Consider the following 20,365-nt stretch of genomic DNA (forward strand, 5'->3'; position numbering starts at 1 on the left):
TCCTATCCCCCTTGAACCCCCTTTACCTCCCAACGACTCGGGGTAACCCCGAGACCCCTTTGGGAAAGTGGAAGAAAATCTTGTTGATTTTCTGCTTTTGGTAATTTTGTTTTGTAAAATTTTAAATAACTAAGTTTTTATTTCTAAGATGTTTTTATGCTTTACAGAGATGTTTCGACTCACTACGCTCGCTCAACATGACAGCATGGTGGATTGTCATTCTGAGCGAAAATTTTTTGGTACAAAAAATTGAAGTCGAAGAATCTCAAAAAGCGATAGCTTTTTGTTACATCTTTTCCAACTTCTAACTTTCCAACTCCCATTTTCCACTTCTCATATTTCACTTCTCACTTCTAAAATCTCATTTCATTAATCCAAAATCAACAACATTTCTACAATTCATTTTTGCCCATTTTTTCAAATAAAAATATGATACTATTATTATAACGATAGAAATATTTCAAGGAGGCATTATGAAAATAACAATTTCAGAACCTCTTGCTGTTAAAGAGGATATATTAAGAGGTATTTTTAAAAAGCTTACTGACCATGGCCATACACTAAAAATTTATGATCATATTGCAAAGGATGAAAAGGAACAGATTGAAAGGGTAAGGGACACTGATATCTTGGTTATTGCAAACAGCCCTCTTGGGGGAGATGTTATAAAAAGTGCGAAGCATTTAAAGATGATTGCAGTTGCGTTTACTGGCTTTGATCATGTGGATATGGAAGCTTGTAAGGAAAAAAACATTCTTGTTTCAAATGCTTCTGGTTATGCCAATACTGCTGTGGCGGAACTTGCTGTTGGTATGGCCCTTGAACTCTATAGAAATATTATTTCAATGAATGAAAAAACAAGGGAACTTAAGACCAAAGGGGGATATAGATTTAGAGAGCTTAAGGGAAAAGTTGTTGGTGTTATAGGCACTGGTGCAATTGGTTCTGAAACTGCAAAGCTATTTCATGCCTTTGGTTGTGATATTCTTGCATATTCAAATAGTGAAAATAAAAAAGTTTTGGATTTAAGTGGAAAGTATGTAAGCCTTGAAGAACTTTTAAGTAGTTCGGACATTGTAACAGTTCATCTACCTTATAATAAAAGCACGGAAAGACTTATTGGGGAAAAGGAATTTAAGCTAATGAAAAAAGACGCTATCTTTATTAACTGCGCAAGGGGTCAAGTTGTGGACAACGAAGCTCTAAAAAATGCACTTAATAATGGTGTAATTGCAGGGGCTGGAATAGATGTGTTTGATAAAGAGCCACCTCTTTTAGAAAATGATCCAGTAATAAATTCCAAAAATGTTTTAGTAACTCCACATATAGGTTACTTTACAGAAGAAGCCATGATTAGTAGGGCAGAGATTACAGTAGATAATATAGAAGGATTTTTGAATAATAAACCAGTGAATGTGGTTTCATAAGTATATGAGGAAAAGATTGATTAAAAAAGAAATGCCTATAATTTTTTTGTTTTGGATTCTTTATATTATCTTTTGCTTTTTCTATATTAAGACTGAAGGTTCATTTATATTTAAAAAGATTCACATTGGAGATGAAACTTTAACTTATAACAGAGTTGAAGGTAATTCTGTATTTTCTACAGGAAAAAAGTATGATATTGGAGAAAAAATTACAGGTAGATACTTGGATGTAACACTACAAGATGTTTCGGTCACATCAGATATTTCCAATCTTAAAGTTCATAGAGGAGAGATGGACTATGTTATAGACGGAAGACTTGAAGAAGGATATAAGGTGATTAAGTTACACTTTAAAGTTGATAGTAAGAGTGATATTACTGAAGAAATATACTTCAGAGATGAATTAAAACTCAGAGATGAATTAAAACAAAAATATAGTAGCTCCTACTTGGTTTTACAAAGTGAAATAAATAAAGAATTACCCAATCAACCAGCTTTAATAAAATTTCCGCCTAATGAAAGTAAAGACTACTATATGGCATATATATTTCCAGAATCAGAAATAAACAAGTTTTATGGTTCAAATGCGATTTTTAATTTATATTTGCCATTAGAGGAAAAATATAAATATGACCAAGGCGAGAAAATAGTTTTTAAATTGGAGTAAGATTATGTTAAATAAAAAGAAAACATTAACTCTTGTGACCATATTAATTTTAGTAATACTATCACTTGTATATATTTTAACTGGAGGAGGAACTTCTCTGAACAAGGTTGAAGTAGGTGGAAAGACTTTGAAAATCAAGCAAAAAGGAAGTCTATATGGATTTACAAGTGGAGAAAAATATGGGATTAAAAGCACAATAGTTGGAAGGTACTTAGATGTAACTTTAGACGGTGTTGAAGTTACGAAGGATTTGTCCCATATGAAAAGTCCTAATAAAGATGATGAAGAATTTTTAGAAAATGGGAAATTAAAAGATGGATATAATATTATCCGCATGGATTTTACTATTAAAAACAAAGGGGATCAAGAAGAAGAGTTAAATTTATTCAGCAATTTAACAGGAGAAGAATATTCCGAGTGGAAAAAGGTTGCAACTGAGTTAAATGAAGAAAATTTAATTCACAGTCCATATTTGTACAAGATTAAACCTGGGGAAGTTAAAAATATATCCATAGGTTTTGTATCTTCTGATGAAGATTTTGAAAAAGCAAAGAAGAGTGAATTAAGTTACCAGATTCAACTACCTCTAAGGGAAAAAGTTAAAGATGAGGAAGAAGATCAAGTAGAGTATTTTTATTTTAATATAGACAAATAATTGTTGGGAATAAGAGATGAAGCAATTACTAAAAAATAATTTAAAAAACAATTTAAAACAATTTATCCCTTTAGTAGTTCTTGCCATAGTAATAGTTTTGAAATTTTCTTCTATAAGTGGAGGAGAGTTAAGGGACTATTACTTTTATTTTTATGAGGGAATGGATTTGTTTGAACCAGGAGGTTCTCAAATTTTTGAGTTACCATATATATGGTTTTTATTACACTCATATATACTTTTTCTTGTAGGGCGAGACTGTAGTGACGAACTCAATGTGCTGGAGACAAAACTATTATTTGAAAAGGGAAAGTTTAAGTTTCAAATTATGAAATTTGTATCGTTATTACTTAAAGTGCTATTTTCTATGATTTTATTTTTAGGATGTATTTTTATTTTTAAAGAAACCATAGGAAGATTTATACAAAACTTTGAAGAGATAAATTATTTTAGTGAAGAATACTTTCCTGAGGAGTTATATAAGGATGTTGTTCTATATAAAACAATTATATGTTCAGTTTTTGGAACATTGATATTTGGAGCGTTATTACAGATTTTTTCATATTTCACAGATAGCAAGATAGCATTTTTAATAATAAATCTTATGATGATAACGGGTCTATTTACTGGAAAATCTTTTTTACTGATAAATGGCATGATGATAAAAAGGTATTTTTACTCTTTATCCACAGGGGTATATTTATTGTTATTTGTTGCTGTTTGTTTAATAGCCACTTTGACAATTAAATTTAAAGAAAAACATAGAGACTATTTGGGAGTGTTTAGATGATTAAAATAGTAAATGTAACAAAAAAGTTTGGAGAAAACAAAGTTCTTGATGATGTGAACTTAATATTTGAACCAGGCAAAATATATGGTATCCAAGGAAAAAACGGTTCAGGAAAAACTATGCTTATGAGAGCGATTTCAGGATTGCTATCACTAAATGAAGGCGAAGTTGAAGTCTTTGGAGAAGTTATTGGAGTGGACAGAGACTTTCCTAAGAGTGCAGGAATATTAATAGAACACCCAGGGCTTCTACCGGAAATTTCAGGTTTTGAAAATTTAAAGACAGTAATGAGTATAAATAAGATTGTAAGTGATGAGGAAATTAAAAAGGCTATGTCTGACTTTGATCTTGATCCAAACTCTAACTTAAAAGTAAAAAAATATTCCCTTGGCATGAAACAAAAAGTTGGAATTTTGATGGCTATTTTAGAAAGACCACAGGTTGTTATTTTAGATGAACCTACCAATGGGTTGGATGAAGCTTCTGTTAAAAAGTTTAAGGATATGATTTTAAATTTAAAAGATGATTCAAGAGTTATTATTGTGGCTTCCCATGACAGAGAAGGACTTGAAGAGATTAGCGATGAAATAATAAAGATGGAACTTGGGAGGGTTATAAGTTGAAAAAGAGGCACTTAAAAATAACTCTTCTGATTGTAATATCGCTTTTTCTTATATATGTAATTATTGGAGCCTATAGGATAAACAAAAAATATCCCGATTATATAAATGAAAACTACAAAATAGGAGATGTTTTCCCTTTTGGTTTAAACGAGGATATTATAATCAAGACCACAGACATGAGGTTTGAAGATTATCCTGAAGAGATGAAAGAAAATGAAGATTTTGAAAAAGTGTTATTGGTGGATTTTGAAATAGAAAACAAGAGTAGCAAGGAACTTGGATTTACGCCATTAGTGTTTTCTTTTAGAAATGATAGAGGTTATGTAAATGGTGTAAACTATGAACTTTTTTATTACTATAATTTAGAGGAAGAATATAGCAAATTCGAAAAGCAACAATTTAAGGGTAAAACAAAAACAAAAATAACTCTGGCATTCACTACGGACTACCATGAGAGCAGAGAGTTATCGAAAGAAGAGCTTGAAAAATATTATATTGTAGTAGCGAAATATCCTAAGTATCAAAGGATTTTTTTAAGGAGATAGTATGGAAATTTTTAAGATTGAATTAAAAAGAGCATTTAATAATAAAAAGTTTTGGATTGCCATAGGGATTGGTTTTTTGCTATCAATATATAACTTTTACTCTAATTTTGGGCTTAATGAGTTCTATGAGTTTGGTGTAGAGTATCAAAAATATACTTTGGAAGCACCAAACAACTTATTCGTTTCAAATATAATAAGCTCTCCATTGGAACTACCAATTACACTTTTTTTATATTCTGTAGTTATACTTGGGGCTTTACCATTTGCAGATTCATATGTGGAAGACAAGGTCACAGGTTATAGTAAAAATCTTTTAAGTCGTTCAAATAGAAGAGATTATTTTGTTTCAAAGTGGGTTAATGTATTTATAACTGGTTTTGTAGTTTCAATGACAATAATCATCTTTAACTTCATGCTAAATATTACAATAATGCCACTGCTACATCCATTTATTGAAGGTGCGGGAAATAGTTACAATCAAGAAACATCAGAGTTTTTAAAGTTTCTATTTGTTGAACATCCAGTGTTACATCACTTTTTATTTGCAATCTTATTAAGCTTATATGTGGGAACTTTTGCAAGCTTTGGATTACTTACATCTGCTTTTAGTGACAACAGATTTATTGCTATACTTACACCATTTTTGTTAACTCAAGCCATATCAGTTATTCAAAATTCATTAAGAATAGCAAATCTTTATACACCTAAGGATATAAACACTGGAAATGGTCAGATAAATTTAAAGTTTGCAATACTTGAAGTGGTAGTTCTTTCCATTATATCTTTTGTAGTTTTTACATTTGGCGAAAACAAAAGGAGGCTTAAACTTGGAGTTTAAATTTAAAATGAAATATTTCCTTTCAACTTGTGTATTGCTCTTTGTTGTAATGCTCATATTAAGCTATATAAATTACACAAAGATGATACTCCCTTATTTAAATCCAGGAACACCCTATTGTCTTATGGACCTTGTAAACTTTATTTATAATGAATCAACGTTTTTTGGGTTTTTTATGCTCTTTCCTATTTTTTTAGAGGAGATACTTGAAAGACGTGAACTATATAGTGAATCTATGATAGTAAGGTATAAAAGTTTTAAAGAGATTTTTGGAAGGGAAATAAAAAATATTTTTCTAAAGAACTGCGTATATATGCTAATTATAATTATTTCGATTTTTTCAGTTGTAAAGTTATTAGGAGAGTCGCCTAATATTATTAACTGGAATGCGGAAGAGTCTTTCTTTGTGAAAAGTGGAAACCCATCTACAAATAATTTGGGCTTAACGGTGACATTATTTTTCACCGCAATATTTTTAATCAACTTTTTAGTGAGTTTTATTACCAAGCTTGGCTATTTTTACAATAGAAACTTTTATCAAGGATTTGTTTATTGCTTTATAATGATGGTTCTTGATGTTTTAGGTTTGAACTTTTTGAAAAAATTGATTTTCCCAGTAGTTGGATTTAGTAAAGGTTTTGTAGTTTCAATAATAAGTCAATTTATTATATTACTCTTAATAATACTACTAACAAAATTATTTGAAAGAAAAGGTAAGGAAAGATATTTGGAGAATATAATAAAGGATAAAAACATGGATTAAAAAAGACACCTCTAAGGAGATGTCTTTATTTAAGTTTATTAAAGTCAATAACTTCATCAAAGCTATTTAAGTATTCATCTGTGTAGTGGTGGGTGATTACAATTTTTATTGGAACTTCGATGTCTGCGATAAGTTTTGTGATTCCCTCCACATTTACAGGGTCCAGATTTGCAGTGGGCTCATCCAGTATTAGACAGAATGGATTATCCAAAAGTGCCCTTGCTATTGCAATTCTTTGGTACTCTCCTGATGAAATGTATTTGCCTTCGTTTCCAAGGCTTTCTTTTTCTATAAATGAGTCATCAAATCCTACAAGTTTTGCAACTTCTCTTACTTCGCTCTCTGGGATATCTCGATACATTCTGATATTTTCTTTTATGTTATCGTTTAGGATAAAGCTATTTGTTCCAATATAACGAACGTATTCGTTTAAACTTGACGGCTTTATATCCCTCTTTTCGGTGCCGTTATAATAAATATCTCCAAAGTAGTTTTCGTAATAGCCAGCCAGTGATTTTGCAAGGACCGACTTTCCAGATCCAGAAGGGCCTATAATTGCATATGATTTATTTGGTTCGAATTTAAAATTTAAATCCTTCAAAACTTCCTTGTCATCAAAGCTTATACCATAATCTTCTAAAATAATTTCGCCCTTTGTCATTTGGGTTCCCTTTTCATCAATATCTACTAAAAATGGTTCAAGCTTATCCCTAATAACTTTATTTGACTTCATTAGGTTTCGATACTGTGCAATTTCATTTATGGGGCCAAAGACGAAGTTTAATATTTGAACAGCTGCAATAAGCATTCCTGTTGTGATTTCACCTTTCATAGTAAAGATTGCACCAATCATCATGCAGCCTATTTGGGAAAGAAATGAAATTCCTGAAATTCCATATAGGGTGCCGTAGTCGGCGAGTTTCTTTTTCATTCTTGCATTTTCCATCTTAGCGTCTTTAGATAAAATTTTATTGTAAAGTGCCTTTGTAATATTAAGCAGCTTGATTGACTCAAAGCCAGAAAGGATGTTGTCAAGCTCCTCAACATAGCTTTCGTATTCATTTGAAAAGTTTTCTGCTGCTCTGGTTTGTATTCCAACAAATAGCTTTGGAACAAGGGATACTATAAACATCATGGCTAAGAATAACAAAGACATTTTTATATTTATATAAAAGAGAGCTGCCAAACTTACAATTAGTCCACCAAGAGAAACTATTATCTCATAGGTGAGAGAAAGATAGTTTGTGTTAACCTGTTCCAGGTCTTGAGTCAAGGTGTTGTAATAGTATGAAACCTTTTTCTCTTGAAACCTGTAGATGGGACTTGTAAAGATGTTTTTAAAAAACTTTTCCTTTGTGTCAGTAAGTATCTTTTCACTAAACTTTCCACCAAGGTATGAATACAATATACCAAGAACAACGATTGAAATAAGAACTATAATTGTATATATACCGATAATTTTTAAATCTTTCGCAGTGCCCTTGGTAATAGTGTCAATAATTGATGCCAATATGTAAGCTACGCTTATGTTTGCTGCTTTAAGTAAAATTCCTACAAAAATTGTAAGTAGCCATAGGGATCTGTGTTTTTTAATTATGTTTTTCATTGCGCCTCCTTTAATTGATGTAAAAAACGATTACATATGTAATTGTAAACTAATAGTTACTAATAAGCAAATTTACTAGTTTTGGAATACTTTGCTATGTCATCTTTCCTTCGCCAAGTCATTCTGAGCGAAAAAATTCCGAAGGAATTTTGGAGTCGAAGAATCTCATAATTGTTAGAAGTGAGAGTAGAGGAAAGAAATGAGAAGTGAGAAGTGAGAAGTGGGATATTTGCGTGATGCGAGAAAAAAACGAGATCCTTCAGCTACAAATTTGCTATGCAAATTTTCCGTTCAGGATGACAGCACGGGGGTGTTTTGTTTCTATGTGTGGGCGGAATCGCTAAACTCCCTTAAGATAACAGAGTAGATGTGAAAAGTTACAATTTAAAACTAATTTACTTTGGGTATAAAAATAATAGTTGGAATATAAGTAAAATAAAGAAAACAAAGGAGGATATTATGGCATTTTCAATGAAGGATAAGAATGTAGTTATTACCGGTGGTAATAAGGGAATTGGTGCAGGTATTACAGAAGTTTTCTTGAAAGAGGGAGCAAATGTAGTCTTCACTGGAAGAAATGAAGAAGATGGAAAGAACTTTGAAGATGAATTAAAGAAAAAAGGCTATAACGGCAAGTTTTTTAAAGCGGATGTAACAAGTGAAGAAGATACTAAGAAATTATATGAATATGCTGAAAAGGAAATGGGAAGCATTGATATAATTCTTCTTAATGCAGGATATTTTCCAGAAATTCCTTTAGAAGAAATGAGTGTTTCAGACTGGGACAATGTAATTGGTATAAATCTAAAGGGAGTATTTTTAAATACCAAAGAGGGGATAAAATACCTTAAAGATGGTGGAAGAATTGTTGTAACATCATCTATAACTGGAAATAGAGTTGGAAACTCTTCATTGGTTCACTATGCTTCTGCAAAGGCCGGTGTAAATGGATTTATAAAATCAGTTGCCCTTGACCTTGCTAAGAAAAATATAACAATCAATGGAGTGGAACCTGGAAATATTATGACACCGGGAATGGAAAATGTACTTGGGGAAAGATATATTGAAAACCAAGAGAGGGTTATTCCAATGGGATACCTTGGAGAGCCTGATGACATTGCCTATGCAATAATGTTTTTAGCATCTGACGAAGCAAAGTATATTACCGGACAAACCATTGTTGTTGATGGTGGACAAATCCTTCCAGAGTCACCACTTGAAATGTAAATAAATATGCCAAATATTTCGGATCTTTTTAAAAATTTAACAAAAGAAGAAATTGATTCTTTTATAAAAGAGAATAAGGGTCTTAGAAGAAGTCTTAAAAGAGGGGAAGAAGTTTTTTCTCAAGGAGAGACTCCAAATTATTTATTTATACTGGAAGAGGGTTCTGTTGTTGTAGAAAACATATCTGAAAATGGCAACAGATCTATTGTAAATAGATTTTCAAAGCCGGGAACTGTTTTTGGGGAAGTTTACCTTTATCTTCCCGAAAGGTCCTATGACTACAGCTGTGTTTGTGATGTTGATTCAACAATTCTCGCAATTCCAAAAACTGCATTAGTTATGAGCGGTGACAATTTTAAGAACAGCAAAGTTGTTAACAATATGCTCTTGATTTTGTCAGAAAAAGCTTTCTATCTAAACCAAAAGCTACTTATACAATCGGGAAAGACTTTGAGGGAAAAGCTGTCTCGTTTCTTTTTAAGTAACTCAAAGGAGTCTTCTTTAGAACTTGAGTTTAATAGGGAAGAGCTTGCAGATTTTTTGGGTGTCACTAGACCATCTATTTCAAGAGAGATTATGAATATGAAAAGAGATGGTCTTATTGATGTGGTTGGAAATAAGGTAATCCTTAATAAAGAAAGGTTAGAAAATCTTTTTTAATGTAACAATTGTTACAGAACTTTCCTTCTTATAATTGATAAAATAAAATTAACAGGAGGCGAGAATATGAATAATATGTTTTGTTATCAATGTCAAGAAACTTTTTGTAATGAAGGATGTGTAAAATCTGGTGTATGTGGAAAGAAGCCAGAAGTAGCTAATAAGCAAGATTTACTTATATGGCTTACTAAGGGACTTTCTCAAGTAACAACAGCTCTTAGGGCTGAAGGTAAAAAGGTATCTCAAGAGATTAACTCCCTTGTTACTCACAATCTTTTTACAACTATTACAAATGCGAATTTTAATGAAGATGTAATCGATGAAAGAATTGAAAAGACTATTAAGACTACAAAGACTCTTAAGAGTGAGTTAAGTGAAGAAGTATTTAGTGAAGCTTCAAACTATGAAGATTTAAACAGGGATAATTGGGCTGAAGTTTCCAAAAAAGTTGGAGTTTTAAGCACAGAAGATGAAGATGAAAGATCACTTAGAGAGTTAGTAATCTATGGACTAAAAGGGCTTTCTGCATATACTGTACACGCAGAAGTTTTAGGAAAGACAAATGAAGAAATAGATTCATTTATTCAAAGGGCGCTAAGTGAAACCCTTGAAGAAAAAAGTATTGATGAGTTATTCAACCTTGTTGTTGAAACTGGAGAACATGGAGTTAAGGGTATGGCTCTATTAGACGAAGCCAACACTTCAAGTTATGGAAATCCAGAGATAAGCAAGGTAAATATCGGCGTTAGAAATAACCCTGCCATACTTATATCAGGACATGATTTAAAGGATATGGAAATGCTTTTGGAACAAACTGAAGGCACAGGTGTTGACGTATATACTCATAGTGAAATGTTACCAGCTAACTACTATCCTAAGTTTAAAAAATATGATCATTTTGTTGGAAACTATGGTTCATCATGGTGGAATCAAAGGGAAGAATTCAAATCCTTTAATGGACCGGTGCTATTTACAACAAATTGTATAGTGCCACCCCTTGATGAATATAAGGATAGAATATATACTACGGGAGCTGCCGGTTTTAAGGGCTGTAAACATATTGAAGGTAGTGTTGGAGAGAAGAAGGACTTTAGCGAAATTATAGAACATGCAAAGAGATGTGAACCTCCTAAGGAAATAGAAAAGGGAGAAATAGTTGGTGGATTTGCCCATAACCAAGTTATGGAGCTGGAAAATAAGGTTGTTGAAGCGGTTAAGAGTGGCGCCATCAAGAAGTTTGTCGTTATGGCAGGATGTGACGGTAGACAAAAGGGAAGAAACTACTATACAGAGTTTGCAAAGGCCCTACCAAAGGACACTGTAATACTTACTGCAGGATGTGCCAAGTATAGATACAATAAATTAAACCTTGGAGATATTGACGGCATACCAAGAGTTCTTGATGCGGGACAATGTAATGACTCATATTCTCTTGCGGTAATTGCACTAAGACTAAAAGAGGTATTTGGCCTGGATGATATAAATGACCTTCCAATTGTGTATAATATTGCATGGTATGAGCAAAAGGCAGTAATAGTTCTTTTAGCGCTATTATCACTGGGAGTAAAAAATATACATTTAGGACCTACACTACCAGCATTTTTATCAGAAAATGTAACTAAGGTGTTGGTTGATAAGTTTAATTTAGCACCGATAAGTAATGTTGAAGATGATTTAGATCTACTTGGGGTAAGATAATAAGAGGTAAGAGGTTAGAAGTTGAGAAGTTTATAAATTTTTCAAATAATGATATAATAATGGTGAATTATTAATAAAGGAGGCAAACATAATGAATAAATTAATAGATAAAGATATGTTAATTGGTCAACTTGTTGCTGAGTATCCTGAAGTTGCACCAGTTCTAATGGAAATTGGAATGCACTGTTTAGGATGTCCAGCATCTCAAGCTGAATCAATTGCTGAAGCAGCTATGGTTCATGGAGTTGATGCTGACGCTTTAGTTGAAGCATTAAACGAAGCAGCTCAAGCAAAGTAAATATATGAAAAGTATTGAAGTACTTGTTAAGGAGCATGAGGAAATTTCAAAGCTCCTTGACAGGCTTGAGGATGAATGTATAAAGATACTTGAAGGTTCTTTAATAGACTATGTGTTTTTTGAAACAGCCATAGAGTTTATAAGGGACTTTGCGGATAAGGTTCATCATAAAAAAGAAGAGGATATTCTCTTTAAGTATATGGTGGAGGAGCTTGGAGAAGCTTCACGAAAGCTTATTCAACATGGTATGCTTGTGGAACATCAACTGGGAAGACACTATATTACAGAACTCGAAAAGCATTTAAATGAATATAGAAATAGAGGCGATATTCATGACAGGTTACAAATTATTGCCTACACTATGGCATATGTTAATCTTTTAAGAATGCATATTGAAAAAGAAAATTCTGTAGTATATCCCTTTGGAGAAAAAAATTTACAAAATGGTACATTAGAACTTGTTGAGGTAGAGACTCAAAAAAGACTTGATGAAGAGAGTAAAACTTTTGAAAGAAAAGAAGAACTTTTAAAGATAATATTTAGATAATAGGGCTGAGGGTTACCTTGGCTCTTTTTAGTTTTTTATTAAATGAAAAAGATGCAATTGATTTACAATGGCATCTTTTTGTTGGAGGCAAATAAAAAAATTGTTTTCATATATATAATAGCACAATTTTATAATTTTGCAAACCTTTTCTTAAAAAAATAAAAAAACACTCACCAGCAATGATGAGTGTATGTTGTTACTTTTTATCTTCAATATATTTTAAGCATAGGTCTATACTTGCTTGGATACCTTCCATGTGGGTTCTTTCCATAGCGTGTGATGCGTCAACTCCTGGACCTATAAGTGCAACCCTTACATCTTCTCCCGATCTTAGTGCAGCTGATCCGTCTGAACCGTAGTATGGATAGATGTCGATTCTATATTCAATGTCATTATCTCTTGCAAGTTTTACAAGTCTGTTCTTAAGTTCTAAGTCATATGGACCGCTTGAGTCTTTTGGACATACTGTACATGCAAATTCTGATGATGTTTGTCCAATACCAGGTGCTGCCATGTCCACAACTATAAATTCGTCTGTTTCTTTTGGTAGTCCTGCACAAGCTCCGTGTCCTATCTCTTCATAGTTTGAAATAAAGAAATTCATTGTGTGTTTTGGTTTGATATTATTTTCAACAAGGTGCTTTGCAACTTTGTAAAGGATAAATACACATGCTTTGTCGTCTAAGTGTCTTGATTTAACAAAGCCTGACTCTGTGATTTCAGTTCTTGAGTCAAGGTAAATATAGTCTCCTACATTTATACCTAAGTTTTCGGTTTCTTCTCTGGAACTTGTAACTTCGTCAATTCTTATTTCCATAGTGTCTTTATTTCTCTCAGCTGTTGCTGAGTCTCTATAAACGTGGCAGGAAGCGTGTTCGTGTAGACAGGTTCCTGTATATTTTTTTCCTTCTATAGTTGAGATTGTAACATATTCGCCCTCTACTGCAGGGTAACCATAACCACCAATTAAAGTTGTCTTAAGTCTACCATTGTCCTTAATCTCTTTAACCATTAGTCCTAAGGTGTCTACATGGGCTGCGAAGGTTGATTGTTTTTCATCAGATTCTCCTCTTAATGTAACTATCATAGCACCTTTGTTTGAAAAGTTGATTTCAAGTCCCAAGTCTTCAAATCTCTTTCTTACGATTTCCATAACTTCTTTGGTGTCGCCACTTGGTGATGGAGTATTTAAGATTTCTTCTAAAAATTCAATGTCTTTAATTTTTTCCATATTTCCCTCCTGTTTTTTATCAAGTATATTATACCCTACAAAATATCTGAAAAAACATTTTGCTATTAAAATAAAAAACCGTTAGGTTAATAACGGTTAATTGATTATATTTTTTCTGAAAGTCTTCTATGTGAAACGAATTCTTCATTCATTTCCTTTTCTTTTTTATGTTGAACTTTATATTCTTGTTTAACTGATTTTTGAGTAAGTCCTACAAATCCTTGCATAAATAATAGTGAAATTATAGAATAGATTCCTGTCATAAGGTCAAATGTAAAAAATCCAGCTAATATAATTGTTCCATCTATTAGTAGAACAGAAATATTTAGTGGAATATTTGTGTAGTTTGTAAGTGACTGCTCAAGTATTGCAGTTCCTCCAGTTGAGCTTCCTGCTCTAAACACAAAACCAAGTCCAAGACCTGCCATTATACCACCAAGGATTGCAGCCATTAATTTTGATCCTGCAAATGCTGGCATTACTTTTGTTGCCTTAACCAAGGCAGGAAGTAAAAAGGAACAATAGATTGTATTTATTGTATACTTCTTTCCAAGCAATAAAAGACTTATTGCCATAAGTGGAAATGTAGTCCAAAATATTGTTGATTCAGCTGTAAATCCAAAAAAATGTTTTAATATAACGGCGATTCCAGTTACTCCACCAGATACTAAATTGAATGGCACGTAGAATAGGTTAACACTCATTGCGAAGAGTAAAGTTCCAAGTGACATCAATATAAAGTTTTTAATTAGATGTTTAAAGTCGTTTTTCTCTTTGAATTTCATCTTGCATACCTCTCATATGAAATGTTCTAAGCAACATTGTATCATATTTGACAAAAAATGTGAACAATTTAAAAACTTTGTTAATTTACCATACAATAGCACATTGGTATTTAATTGTAACATTTTGTTTACTTTCTTTTGTTATTGGAATTAAATTCATCTAAATTCCAAAGGCTTAGCTGAATAATATTGTCATCAACTAAATTTGAAGAAGTAAGACCTAAAAGTCGAATTGGCCTTTTTATATCAACAGTTCTTAAAAGGTAGTAGGCTTTTAAATATATCTCTTTAAATTCATTTGTAGGATTTTCTAAAGTCATTGATCTTGTTATGGTTTCAAAGTTATTGAATTTTATCTTTAGTGTAATGGTGTGACCTAAAATATTTCTTTTTTTTAAATCTTTAGAGAGCTCTTCTGCAAAATTTTTTAAAAGTTTTACAAGTTCTGACGCCTTGTCTACATCTTTTGAGAAAGTCCTTTCAATTCCAAGGGATTTTCTTATTCTTGTGGTTTCGACAACTCTATTATCTATGCCACGAATTCTATTGTAGATGACTTCACCTTGTTTGCCAAAGTTTTTCTTTAAAAAGGAAAAAGATAGTTCTAACAGTTCGCTAACTTTATAAACTCCAAATGCATTTAATTTTTCTTTTGTCTTTTGACCAATTCCTGCAATTCTTTCTATGGGAAGATCTTCCAATATTTTTGGAACCATATTTTTTCTTATTACAAAGACACCGTTTGGTTTGTTCCAGTCAGAAGCAAGTTTTGCCAGGGATTTATTATAGCTTATACCGATTGAAAGAGTGAGACCGGTTTTTTGATAAACATTTTTTTGAATATGTTTTGCAAGCTTTACAGGATCTGCGTCTATATGACTGATATCAATACAGGCTTCGTCAATGGACATTTGTTCAATCTTGGTAGAATAATCATTTATGATTTTAAAAACTTCATCACTTTTTTCTCTGTAGAGATTATGTCTTGTAGGGACGATAATAACATTGGGACAGAGCTGTTTAGCCATGAATATAGGCATAGCAGAATGAAGTCCATACTTTCTCGCTTCGTAGTTGGCAGTAGTTATTATTCCTCTATCGCTTCTTCCTCCAACCACCATGGGATGACCTTTTAGTTTTGGATTTTCCAGTTCTTCTACTGAAGCAAAGAAAGCATCTAAGTCCATATGTAAAAAATTCAAATCTTCTTTCATAAAATCACCAATACAATTATATCATTGAAAAAAATATTCATTAAATATTAAAATAAAGTCTATTTAAATCTTTAAAAATTTCTACAAATAAGTTATCATATAGCTAACAGATGTTAAGGAGGTTACATCACGAATCCAAATGGAGAAGAATTCTAATCAGTTGAATAAAAATGTTGCTAAGTTTTTTGGAAGTAAGAAAGAATTTCTAAGGACGATTACAGCGACTATTATAGGAGATTTTATTTGCGCCTTTGCAATGACATACTTTTTCCAACAAAAAGGTTTTTTAAGTGGAGGAGTAGGGGGTATAGGCCTTTTACTTAAGTTTTTATATGATATACCAACAGGTGTTACGGTGTTTGTGCTAAATGTGCCACTTGTAATATTGGGATACTTTTTAATTAACAAAAAGTTCACCACCTATGCCATGATATCAGCGTTTGTTTTATCTGGGGCACTTCTCTTCTTTGACAAGTTTAACAATCCATTCATACTTGAAGACAGTTTTTTAGTAGCTGTAATCGGTGGTGCAATAAACGGAATTGGAATGGGACTGCTATTTAAAAATGGAAGTTCTCAAGGTGGTCTTGATATTGTTGCAGCCATATTTAAACAAAGGTTTAATGTAAATATTGGGAATGCGCTTTTTGCCATGAACATGGTTATTGTATCTATGGGATGTATTGCTTTTTCATTGGACAGAGGACTTTACACAGTTATAGCTATGGCTGTAGGATATAATTTACTTGATAGAATTCAAATGGGACTTGGCGAAAGAAAACAAGTTATGATAATTTCATCTCAATACGATGAAATAAAAAGACAGATTATACAAAAAGTCAACAGAGGTGTTACATTCCTTGATGGCTCAGGTGGATATAAGAACACAAACTACAAGGTTATCTACACAGTTGTAGCAAGAAGGCAACTTGCTCAGGTAAAAGAGATAGTTGCTCATGCAGATGGAAATGCATTTATGGCTGTTACAGACGCCTATGAAGTAAGAGGTAAGGGATTTAGTACCTCTGAATTATAATAATAAAAATAAAAATGGTAGTATGAAAGAAAAAATTCTTAAATACTACCATTTTCTTAATATTTAATTTTTAATTTTTCCAAAACCTCCATGTCATTTCCGCCGTAAAATTCAGTTAAGTAACTGCTGTGATTGTTTTTGTTACCGCCAAGCCCAATTATTTTATGATTTTTATACTTGGAGTAGTCGAAGTATCCAGATAGGGTTTCTGCAATATAGAATTTATCTTTTGTTGTGTTTCTTAAATAAGCTATGGATTTAGAAACATCAACAGAATTAAGCTTCGAAACAATAACTATTTCTTTTGGATTTTTTGTATTGTTTAAAGAATTGAGATTATTCTGTTCTATTATTTCAGGATAGTTTCTAAAGCATATATTCATATCCAGTTCTCTTCCCGCCATGCCAATGCCTTCAAATTTTCCTTTATTGGTGTACTGCCACATACCAGTATTTGAATTTATATATCTGGAAGATTTGTTTCGGTTATGTGTCCAGTGGGCAACCCAAAAGTCAAAGTCATTTAAAGTTTTTCCTTTATATCTATGGTTTAATAAAAACTTGTCAGTAAACCAAGAACCCATTGAGTAAAGACCAACATAATAGCCTCTATTTTCAACTTTTAACAAAAATTCAATTGCAATTTCAGTTAAAGCAACTCTTGAAAGTTTTGACTGTGATGGATCTTCAAGGTCAAGATAAAGTGGATATTCAAAGGTTTTATCAGAAACAGCACTTAAAAATTTCTCTGCTTCTAAATTTGCAGTGTTTATGTCCCTTGCATATAGATACCAATAGGCTCCCCTTGGAAGCCCTGCTCTAACACAACCCTGATAATTTTTTTCAAAGGAAGGGTCTTTTATAGTTTTTCCACTTCCCGCTCTAAGGATTGCAAAATCAAGACCATTTAGTTTTGCTTTTTTAAAATCTGAAGGGTTGTTCCACATGGATAAGTCAACGCCTAATTTCATATAATCACCTCCAGTTATAGATGAGGGAAAGTATATTTATTTACCATAAAGATATTTTCAAACAACATATGAAAATATAATACCATAAATATAAAATGATATTACTGATTTTTGTATAGATTTTAATTTACAGATTTTGAAAAAATATTTCAATCATAAAGAATTTCATACTTATCTTTTATGGAATTTAAAAATTAAGATTTTTTTCAGTTTTGTTATGTAAAATTTTAATTGAAAGGTATATAGATATTAAATTGATTAAGTAATATTAAGGTGGGTATATATCATTTATAGTATAGTATGTAAAAGGAAAGAAACTATATCTGTTATTTCTATCTTAATTTAATGCTATACCTTAATTGAAATAATAAATATAAATTTGATAAAAGGAAAGGTGATTTTATGGAATGGAAAGATTACGGAACAGAAACCGCTCAATTGGTTAGAGAAGCTGCAAGAAAAATAGATGCTATTCTTCTTCCTATAGCTGCTGCAAATGGATTAACTAATATGAAATTAAAAGTACTTATAGAAGTTTCAAGACTTGAAAATGCGACAATAGGAGAACTTGGTAATTCCCTTGGAGTTGCAGGTGGAAATATTTCCAATATGTGTAAGGGACTTGAAAAAGAAGGTTTCTTACAAAGAACAAGATCTTTGGAAGATGAAAGAGTTGTTCATGTTGAAACAACTAAAAAAGGTAACGAAATAATAAATGAAATAGGACAAGAATTAAGAGATAAACTTCATGATAGATTAGGTTCTATGAGCGAAGCTAAGTATAAAGAACTTGTAGAAGTTTTAGCAGAACTTAATGATAGTTTAGATCTTCTTACAAGAGGATAGAGGAAGGTGAGTGGATGAAAAAGGGAAATTCAAAATTCCCTAATGATTTTAGACCCAATTCCATAACTATGATTCTACTTGGACTTATCTTGTGGAGCCTTATATTTTCTGCAATACTCCCTATGTTTTCAAAGGGCGCAGTCAGTGAGGTAACCTATGATAAGTTTTGGACCATGCTTGAAAAAGGACAAGTAAGCTATGTAGAGCTAAGTGATCCTTTGCAGTTCACAGCGAAAGACAAGGATGGGACTGAAAGAAGATATAGAACTCCATATACAAATTTTGGATATGACAAAGATCTTATTCCTAAGATGAAAGAAGTCGGAGGAGTTTCATGGAAATCAGAAAGTTCTAATGTATTTACCAAGATTATTTTACCTTATATATTACAGATTTTGGTTTTCTTAGGGCTTATTATGCTCTTCTCAAGGTTTTTAACCAAGAAGATGGGCGGAAACTCCATGAGTTTTGGAAAAAGTAATGCAAAAGTCTATGTTCAGTCTAAACCTGGAAAGAGGTTTGCAGATGTTGCTGGACAGGATGAAGCTAAAGATGATCTTTTAGAAATAGTAGACTTTTTACATGATCCTAAAAAATATACTGAAATCGGAGCTGTACTTCCAAAAGGAGTACTACTTGTAGGACCTCCAGGAACAGGTAAGACTTTGCTTGCTCAAGCTGTTGCGGGTGAAGCTAATGTACCATTTTTTTCAATGTCAGGTTCCGAGTTTGTAGAATTATTTGTTGGAATGGGTGCTTCAAAAGTTAGGGATCTTTTTAAACAAGCAAAAGAGAAAGCACCTTGTATTGTATTTATAGATGAAATTGATGCCATCGGTAAGAGAAGGGATACCCATGGACTTAGTGGCAATGATGAAAGGGAACAAACTTTAAATCAGCTTTTGAATGAAATGGATGGATTTGAAGGTAATACTGGAGTCGTAATACTTGCTGCAACTAATAGACCTGAGATACTTGACCCAGCTCTTACAAGACCAGGACGTTTTGATAGGAGAATTCCTGTTGAATTGCCAGACCTTGCAGGTCGTGAGGCCATATTAAAGGTTCACGCAAGAAAGATTAAGGCAGAAGAAGATGTAGATTATAGACAGATTGCACTTATGACTGCTGGTGCTTCAGGAGCACAACTTGCCAATATTATAAATGAAGCGGCTCTACTTGCGGTTAAACATGGTAAGCCAAGGGTTTCTCAAATAGAGCTTACAGAATCTGTTGAAGTTGTAATAGCGGGCCAACAAAAGAAGGGCATGGTTATATCGCCACGAGAAAAGGAACTTATTGCATACCACGAAGTTGGTCATGCACTTGTTGCTGCAACTCAGACCCATCAGGCACCAGTTACAAAAATAACCATTATTCCGAGAACTTCTGGCGCTTTAGGTTATACTATGCAAGTTGAGCAAGAAGAAAAATTCCTTATGTCTAAGGAAGATCTATTTAACGAAATAGTAACCTTAACAGGTGGTCGTTCTGCAGAAGAAGTAGTATTTAATACAAAGACTACAGGAGCTTCAAATGACATTGAAAGAGCTACAAAGCTCGCCCGTGCCATGATTACCCAATATGGTATGACTGAAGAGTTTGGTATGGTTGCCCTTGAAACAAGAACAAACCAATACTTGGATGGAAGTACTTCAAGTACAGCTTCACCTGAAAAGGCGGCTCAGGTTGACAATATGATTGAAAAACTAATAAAGGATGCCCAAGCTAAGGCAATTTCAATTCTTGAAGACAATATTGACAAACTTCATGAGATAGCTAAGTTTCTATTGAAAAAAGAAACCATAACTGGTGAGGAGTTTATGGAAATCTTAAATGAAAAAGAAGATGAAACAGAAAAATCTCAAGAGGAAAATGAATCTACACAGTTAGAAGACAAAGATTCTAACTCAAATATAGAAGAGTAATTAAAGAGGGATA

The 20,365-nt window shown here is 32.5% G+C and carries 21 protein-coding genes; 16 read left to right on the forward strand and 5 right to left on the reverse strand.

The window, feature by feature from the left end; all coding sequences use genetic code 11:
• Positions 1–473 precede the first annotated feature (473 nt).
• Genes BN2746_RS04500 through BN2746_RS04535 form a run of 8 tightly spaced genes read left to right on the forward strand, consistent with a single transcriptional unit; the run spans position 474 to position 6,305 of the window.
• Entirely contained in the window at positions 474–1,427 is a 954-nt protein-coding gene (locus BN2746_RS04500) for an NAD(P)-dependent oxidoreductase (protein WP_055078647.1), read from the forward strand.
• Positions 1,428–1,443: 16 nt separating this feature from the next.
• Positions 1,444–2,094 carry a hypothetical protein gene (locus BN2746_RS04505; protein ID WP_055078648.1) on the forward strand — a complete coding sequence of 217 codons (651 nt, stop codon included), beginning with the start codon at positions 1,444–1,446 and terminating at the stop codon, positions 2,092–2,094.
• Positions 2,095–2,098: 4 nt separating this feature from the next.
• Positions 2,099–2,749 (forward strand): hypothetical protein, encoded by a 651-nt coding sequence (locus BN2746_RS04510; protein ID WP_055078649.1) that lies wholly within the window; start codon positions 2,099–2,101, stop codon positions 2,747–2,749.
• A gap of 16 nt (positions 2,750–2,765) precedes the next feature.
• The gene (locus tag BN2746_RS04515) at positions 2,766–3,536 is read left to right on the forward strand and encodes a hypothetical protein (RefSeq protein ID WP_055078650.1); all 771 of its coding nucleotides are present in this window, start codon (positions 2,766–2,768) and stop codon (positions 3,534–3,536) included.
• The gene (locus tag BN2746_RS04520; protein WP_055078651.1) at positions 3,533–4,159 is read left to right on the forward strand and encodes an ABC transporter ATP-binding protein; all 627 of its coding nucleotides are present in this window, start codon (positions 3,533–3,535) and stop codon (positions 4,157–4,159) included. Before BN2746_RS04515 ends, BN2746_RS04520 begins: the two co-directional genes overlap by 4 nt.
• A complete protein-coding gene (locus BN2746_RS04525) occupies positions 4,156–4,704 on the forward strand; it encodes a hypothetical protein (protein ID WP_055078652.1) in 549 nt (182 codons plus the stop codon). Before BN2746_RS04520 ends, BN2746_RS04525 begins: the two co-directional genes overlap by 4 nt.
• 1 nt (position 4,705) lies before the next feature.
• Positions 4,706–5,542, forward strand: a complete 837-nt coding sequence (locus tag BN2746_RS04530; RefSeq protein WP_055078653.1) for an ABC-2 transporter permease — start codon at positions 4,706–4,708, stop codon at positions 5,540–5,542.
• Positions 5,532–6,305 carry a hypothetical protein gene (locus BN2746_RS04535; protein ID WP_055078654.1) on the forward strand — a complete coding sequence of 258 codons (774 nt, stop codon included), beginning with the start codon at positions 5,532–5,534 and terminating at the stop codon, positions 6,303–6,305. The genes BN2746_RS04530 and BN2746_RS04535 overlap by 11 nt, the downstream gene beginning before the upstream one ends.
• A 25-nt stretch (positions 6,306–6,330) precedes the next feature.
• Here BN2746_RS04535 and BN2746_RS04540 read toward each other — a convergent pair whose 3' ends face one another.
• Complete coding sequence (locus BN2746_RS04540) at positions 6,331–7,911, reverse strand: ABC transporter transmembrane domain-containing protein (RefSeq protein WP_055078655.1); 1,581 nt, start codon at positions 7,909–7,911, stop codon at positions 6,331–6,333.
• 459 nt (positions 7,912–8,370) lie between these two features.
• Here BN2746_RS04540 and BN2746_RS04545 point away from each other — a divergent pair, with 459 nt between their 5' ends.
• The 5 genes from BN2746_RS04545 (at position 8,371) to BN2746_RS04565 (ending at position 12,341) form a co-directional block, all read left to right on the forward strand.
• Positions 8,371–9,138 (forward strand): SDR family NAD(P)-dependent oxidoreductase, encoded by a 768-nt coding sequence (locus BN2746_RS04545; RefSeq protein ID WP_055078656.1) that lies wholly within the window; start codon positions 8,371–8,373, stop codon positions 9,136–9,138.
• 6 nt (positions 9,139–9,144) lie between these two features.
• Entirely contained in the window at positions 9,145–9,798 is a 654-nt protein-coding gene (locus BN2746_RS04550) for a Crp/Fnr family transcriptional regulator (RefSeq protein WP_055078657.1), read from the forward strand.
• 75 nt (positions 9,799–9,873) lie between these two features.
• The gene (hcp, locus tag BN2746_RS04555) at positions 9,874–11,496 is read left to right on the forward strand and encodes a hydroxylamine reductase (protein WP_082420244.1); all 1,623 of its coding nucleotides are present in this window, start codon (positions 9,874–9,876) and stop codon (positions 11,494–11,496) included.
• A gap of 91 nt (positions 11,497–11,587) precedes the next feature.
• Entirely contained in the window at positions 11,588–11,794 is a 207-nt protein-coding gene (locus BN2746_RS04560; protein ID WP_055078659.1) for a DUF1858 domain-containing protein, read from the forward strand.
• 4 nt (positions 11,795–11,798) lie between these two features.
• Positions 11,799–12,341 (forward strand): hemerythrin domain-containing protein, encoded by a 543-nt coding sequence (locus BN2746_RS04565; RefSeq protein ID WP_055078660.1) that lies wholly within the window; start codon positions 11,799–11,801, stop codon positions 12,339–12,341.
• Positions 12,342–12,537: 196 nt separating this feature from the next.
• On the opposite strand, the gene BN2746_RS04570 is transcribed toward BN2746_RS04565, so the two are convergent.
• The 3 genes from BN2746_RS04570 to BN2746_RS04580 form a co-directional block, all read right to left on the reverse strand.
• Positions 12,538–13,572 carry a M42 family metallopeptidase gene (locus tag BN2746_RS04570; RefSeq protein WP_231718322.1) on the reverse strand — a complete coding sequence of 345 codons (1,035 nt, stop codon included), beginning with the start codon at positions 13,570–13,572 and terminating at the stop codon, positions 12,538–12,540.
• 104 nt (positions 13,573–13,676) lie between these two features.
• On the reverse strand, positions 13,677–14,357 hold the full coding sequence (locus BN2746_RS04575) for a YitT family protein (RefSeq protein WP_055078661.1): 681 nt from the start codon (positions 14,355–14,357) through the stop codon (positions 13,677–13,679).
• A gap of 128 nt (positions 14,358–14,485) precedes the next feature.
• Positions 14,486–15,571, reverse strand: coding sequence for a DNA polymerase IV (locus tag BN2746_RS04580; protein ID WP_055078662.1), 1,086 nt, complete (start codon positions 15,569–15,571; stop codon positions 14,486–14,488).
• A 160-nt stretch (positions 15,572–15,731) separates the two neighbouring features.
• On the opposite strand from BN2746_RS04580, the gene BN2746_RS04585 reads away from it, so the two are divergent.
• Complete coding sequence (locus BN2746_RS04585; RefSeq protein ID WP_187364070.1) at positions 15,732–16,607, forward strand: YitT family protein; 876 nt, start codon at positions 15,732–15,734, stop codon at positions 16,605–16,607.
• Positions 16,608–16,663: 56 nt separating this feature from the next.
• Here BN2746_RS04585 and BN2746_RS04590 read toward each other — a convergent pair whose 3' ends face one another.
• Positions 16,664–17,578, reverse strand: coding sequence for a GH25 family lysozyme (locus BN2746_RS04590; protein ID WP_055078664.1), 915 nt, complete (start codon positions 17,576–17,578; stop codon positions 16,664–16,666).
• A gap of 402 nt (positions 17,579–17,980) precedes the next feature.
• Between BN2746_RS04590 and BN2746_RS04595 the strand changes: the two genes are divergently transcribed.
• On the forward strand, positions 17,981–18,424 hold the full coding sequence (locus BN2746_RS04595; RefSeq protein ID WP_055078665.1) for a MarR family winged helix-turn-helix transcriptional regulator: 444 nt from the start codon (positions 17,981–17,983) through the stop codon (positions 18,422–18,424).
• A gap of 14 nt (positions 18,425–18,438) precedes the next feature.
• Positions 18,439–20,352, forward strand: coding sequence for an ATP-dependent zinc metalloprotease FtsH (ftsH, locus tag BN2746_RS04600; protein ID WP_055078666.1), 1,914 nt, complete (start codon positions 18,439–18,441; stop codon positions 20,350–20,352).
• Positions 20,353–20,365: the final 13 nt, after the last annotated feature.

Source organism: Lagierella massiliensis (assembly GCF_001407835.1).
In the GTDB taxonomy this organism is placed as follows: domain Bacteria; phylum Bacillota; class Clostridia; order Tissierellales; family Peptoniphilaceae; genus Mediannikoviicoccus; species Mediannikoviicoccus massiliensis.

What these genes read in the sequence shown, in the direction of transcription:
- BN2746_RS04565 (WP_055078660.1), top strand. Translation starts at nt 11,799, where the DNA reads ATGAAAAGTATTGAAGTACTTGTTAAGGAGCATGAGGAAATTTCAAAG.
- BN2746_RS04550 (WP_055078657.1), top strand. Translation starts at nt 9,145, where the DNA reads ATGCCAAATATTTCGGATCTTTTTAAAAATTTAACAAAAGAAGAAATT.
- BN2746_RS04575 (WP_055078661.1), bottom strand. Translation starts at nt 14,357, where the DNA reads ATGAAATTCAAAGAGAAAAACGACTTTAAACATCTAATTAAAAACTTT.
- BN2746_RS04590 (WP_055078664.1), bottom strand. Translation starts at nt 17,578, where the DNA reads ATGAAATTAGGCGTTGACTTATCCATGTGGAACAACCCTTCAGATTTT.
- BN2746_RS04530 (WP_055078653.1), top strand. Translation starts at nt 4,706, where the DNA reads ATGGAAATTTTTAAGATTGAATTAAAAAGAGCATTTAATAATAAAAAG.
- BN2746_RS04540 (WP_055078655.1), bottom strand. Translation starts at nt 7,911, where the DNA reads ATGAAAAACATAATTAAAAAACACAGATCCCTATGGCTACTTACAATT.
- BN2746_RS04545 (WP_055078656.1), top strand. Translation starts at nt 8,371, where the DNA reads ATGGCATTTTCAATGAAGGATAAGAATGTAGTTATTACCGGTGGTAAT.
- BN2746_RS04520 (WP_055078651.1), top strand. Translation starts at nt 3,533, where the DNA reads ATGATTAAAATAGTAAATGTAACAAAAAAGTTTGGAGAAAACAAAGTT.
- BN2746_RS04500 (WP_055078647.1), top strand. Translation starts at nt 474, where the DNA reads ATGAAAATAACAATTTCAGAACCTCTTGCTGTTAAAGAGGATATATTA.
- BN2746_RS04580 (WP_055078662.1), bottom strand. Translation starts at nt 15,571, where the DNA reads ATGAAAGAAGATTTGAATTTTTTACATATGGACTTAGATGCTTTCTTT.
- BN2746_RS04595 (WP_055078665.1), top strand. Translation starts at nt 17,981, where the DNA reads ATGGAATGGAAAGATTACGGAACAGAAACCGCTCAATTGGTTAGAGAA.
- hcp (WP_082420244.1), top strand. Translation starts at nt 9,874, where the DNA reads ATGTTTTGTTATCAATGTCAAGAAACTTTTTGTAATGAAGGATGTGTA.
- BN2746_RS04510 (WP_055078649.1), top strand. Translation starts at nt 2,099, where the DNA reads ATGTTAAATAAAAAGAAAACATTAACTCTTGTGACCATATTAATTTTA.
- ftsH (WP_055078666.1), top strand. Translation starts at nt 18,439, where the DNA reads ATGAAAAAGGGAAATTCAAAATTCCCTAATGATTTTAGACCCAATTCC.
- BN2746_RS04570 (WP_231718322.1), bottom strand. Translation starts at nt 13,572, where the DNA reads ATGGAAAAAATTAAAGACATTGAATTTTTAGAAGAAATCTTAAATACT.
- BN2746_RS04515 (WP_055078650.1), top strand. Translation starts at nt 2,766, where the DNA reads ATGAAGCAATTACTAAAAAATAATTTAAAAAACAATTTAAAACAATTT.
- BN2746_RS04560 (WP_055078659.1), top strand. Translation starts at nt 11,588, where the DNA reads ATGAATAAATTAATAGATAAAGATATGTTAATTGGTCAACTTGTTGCT.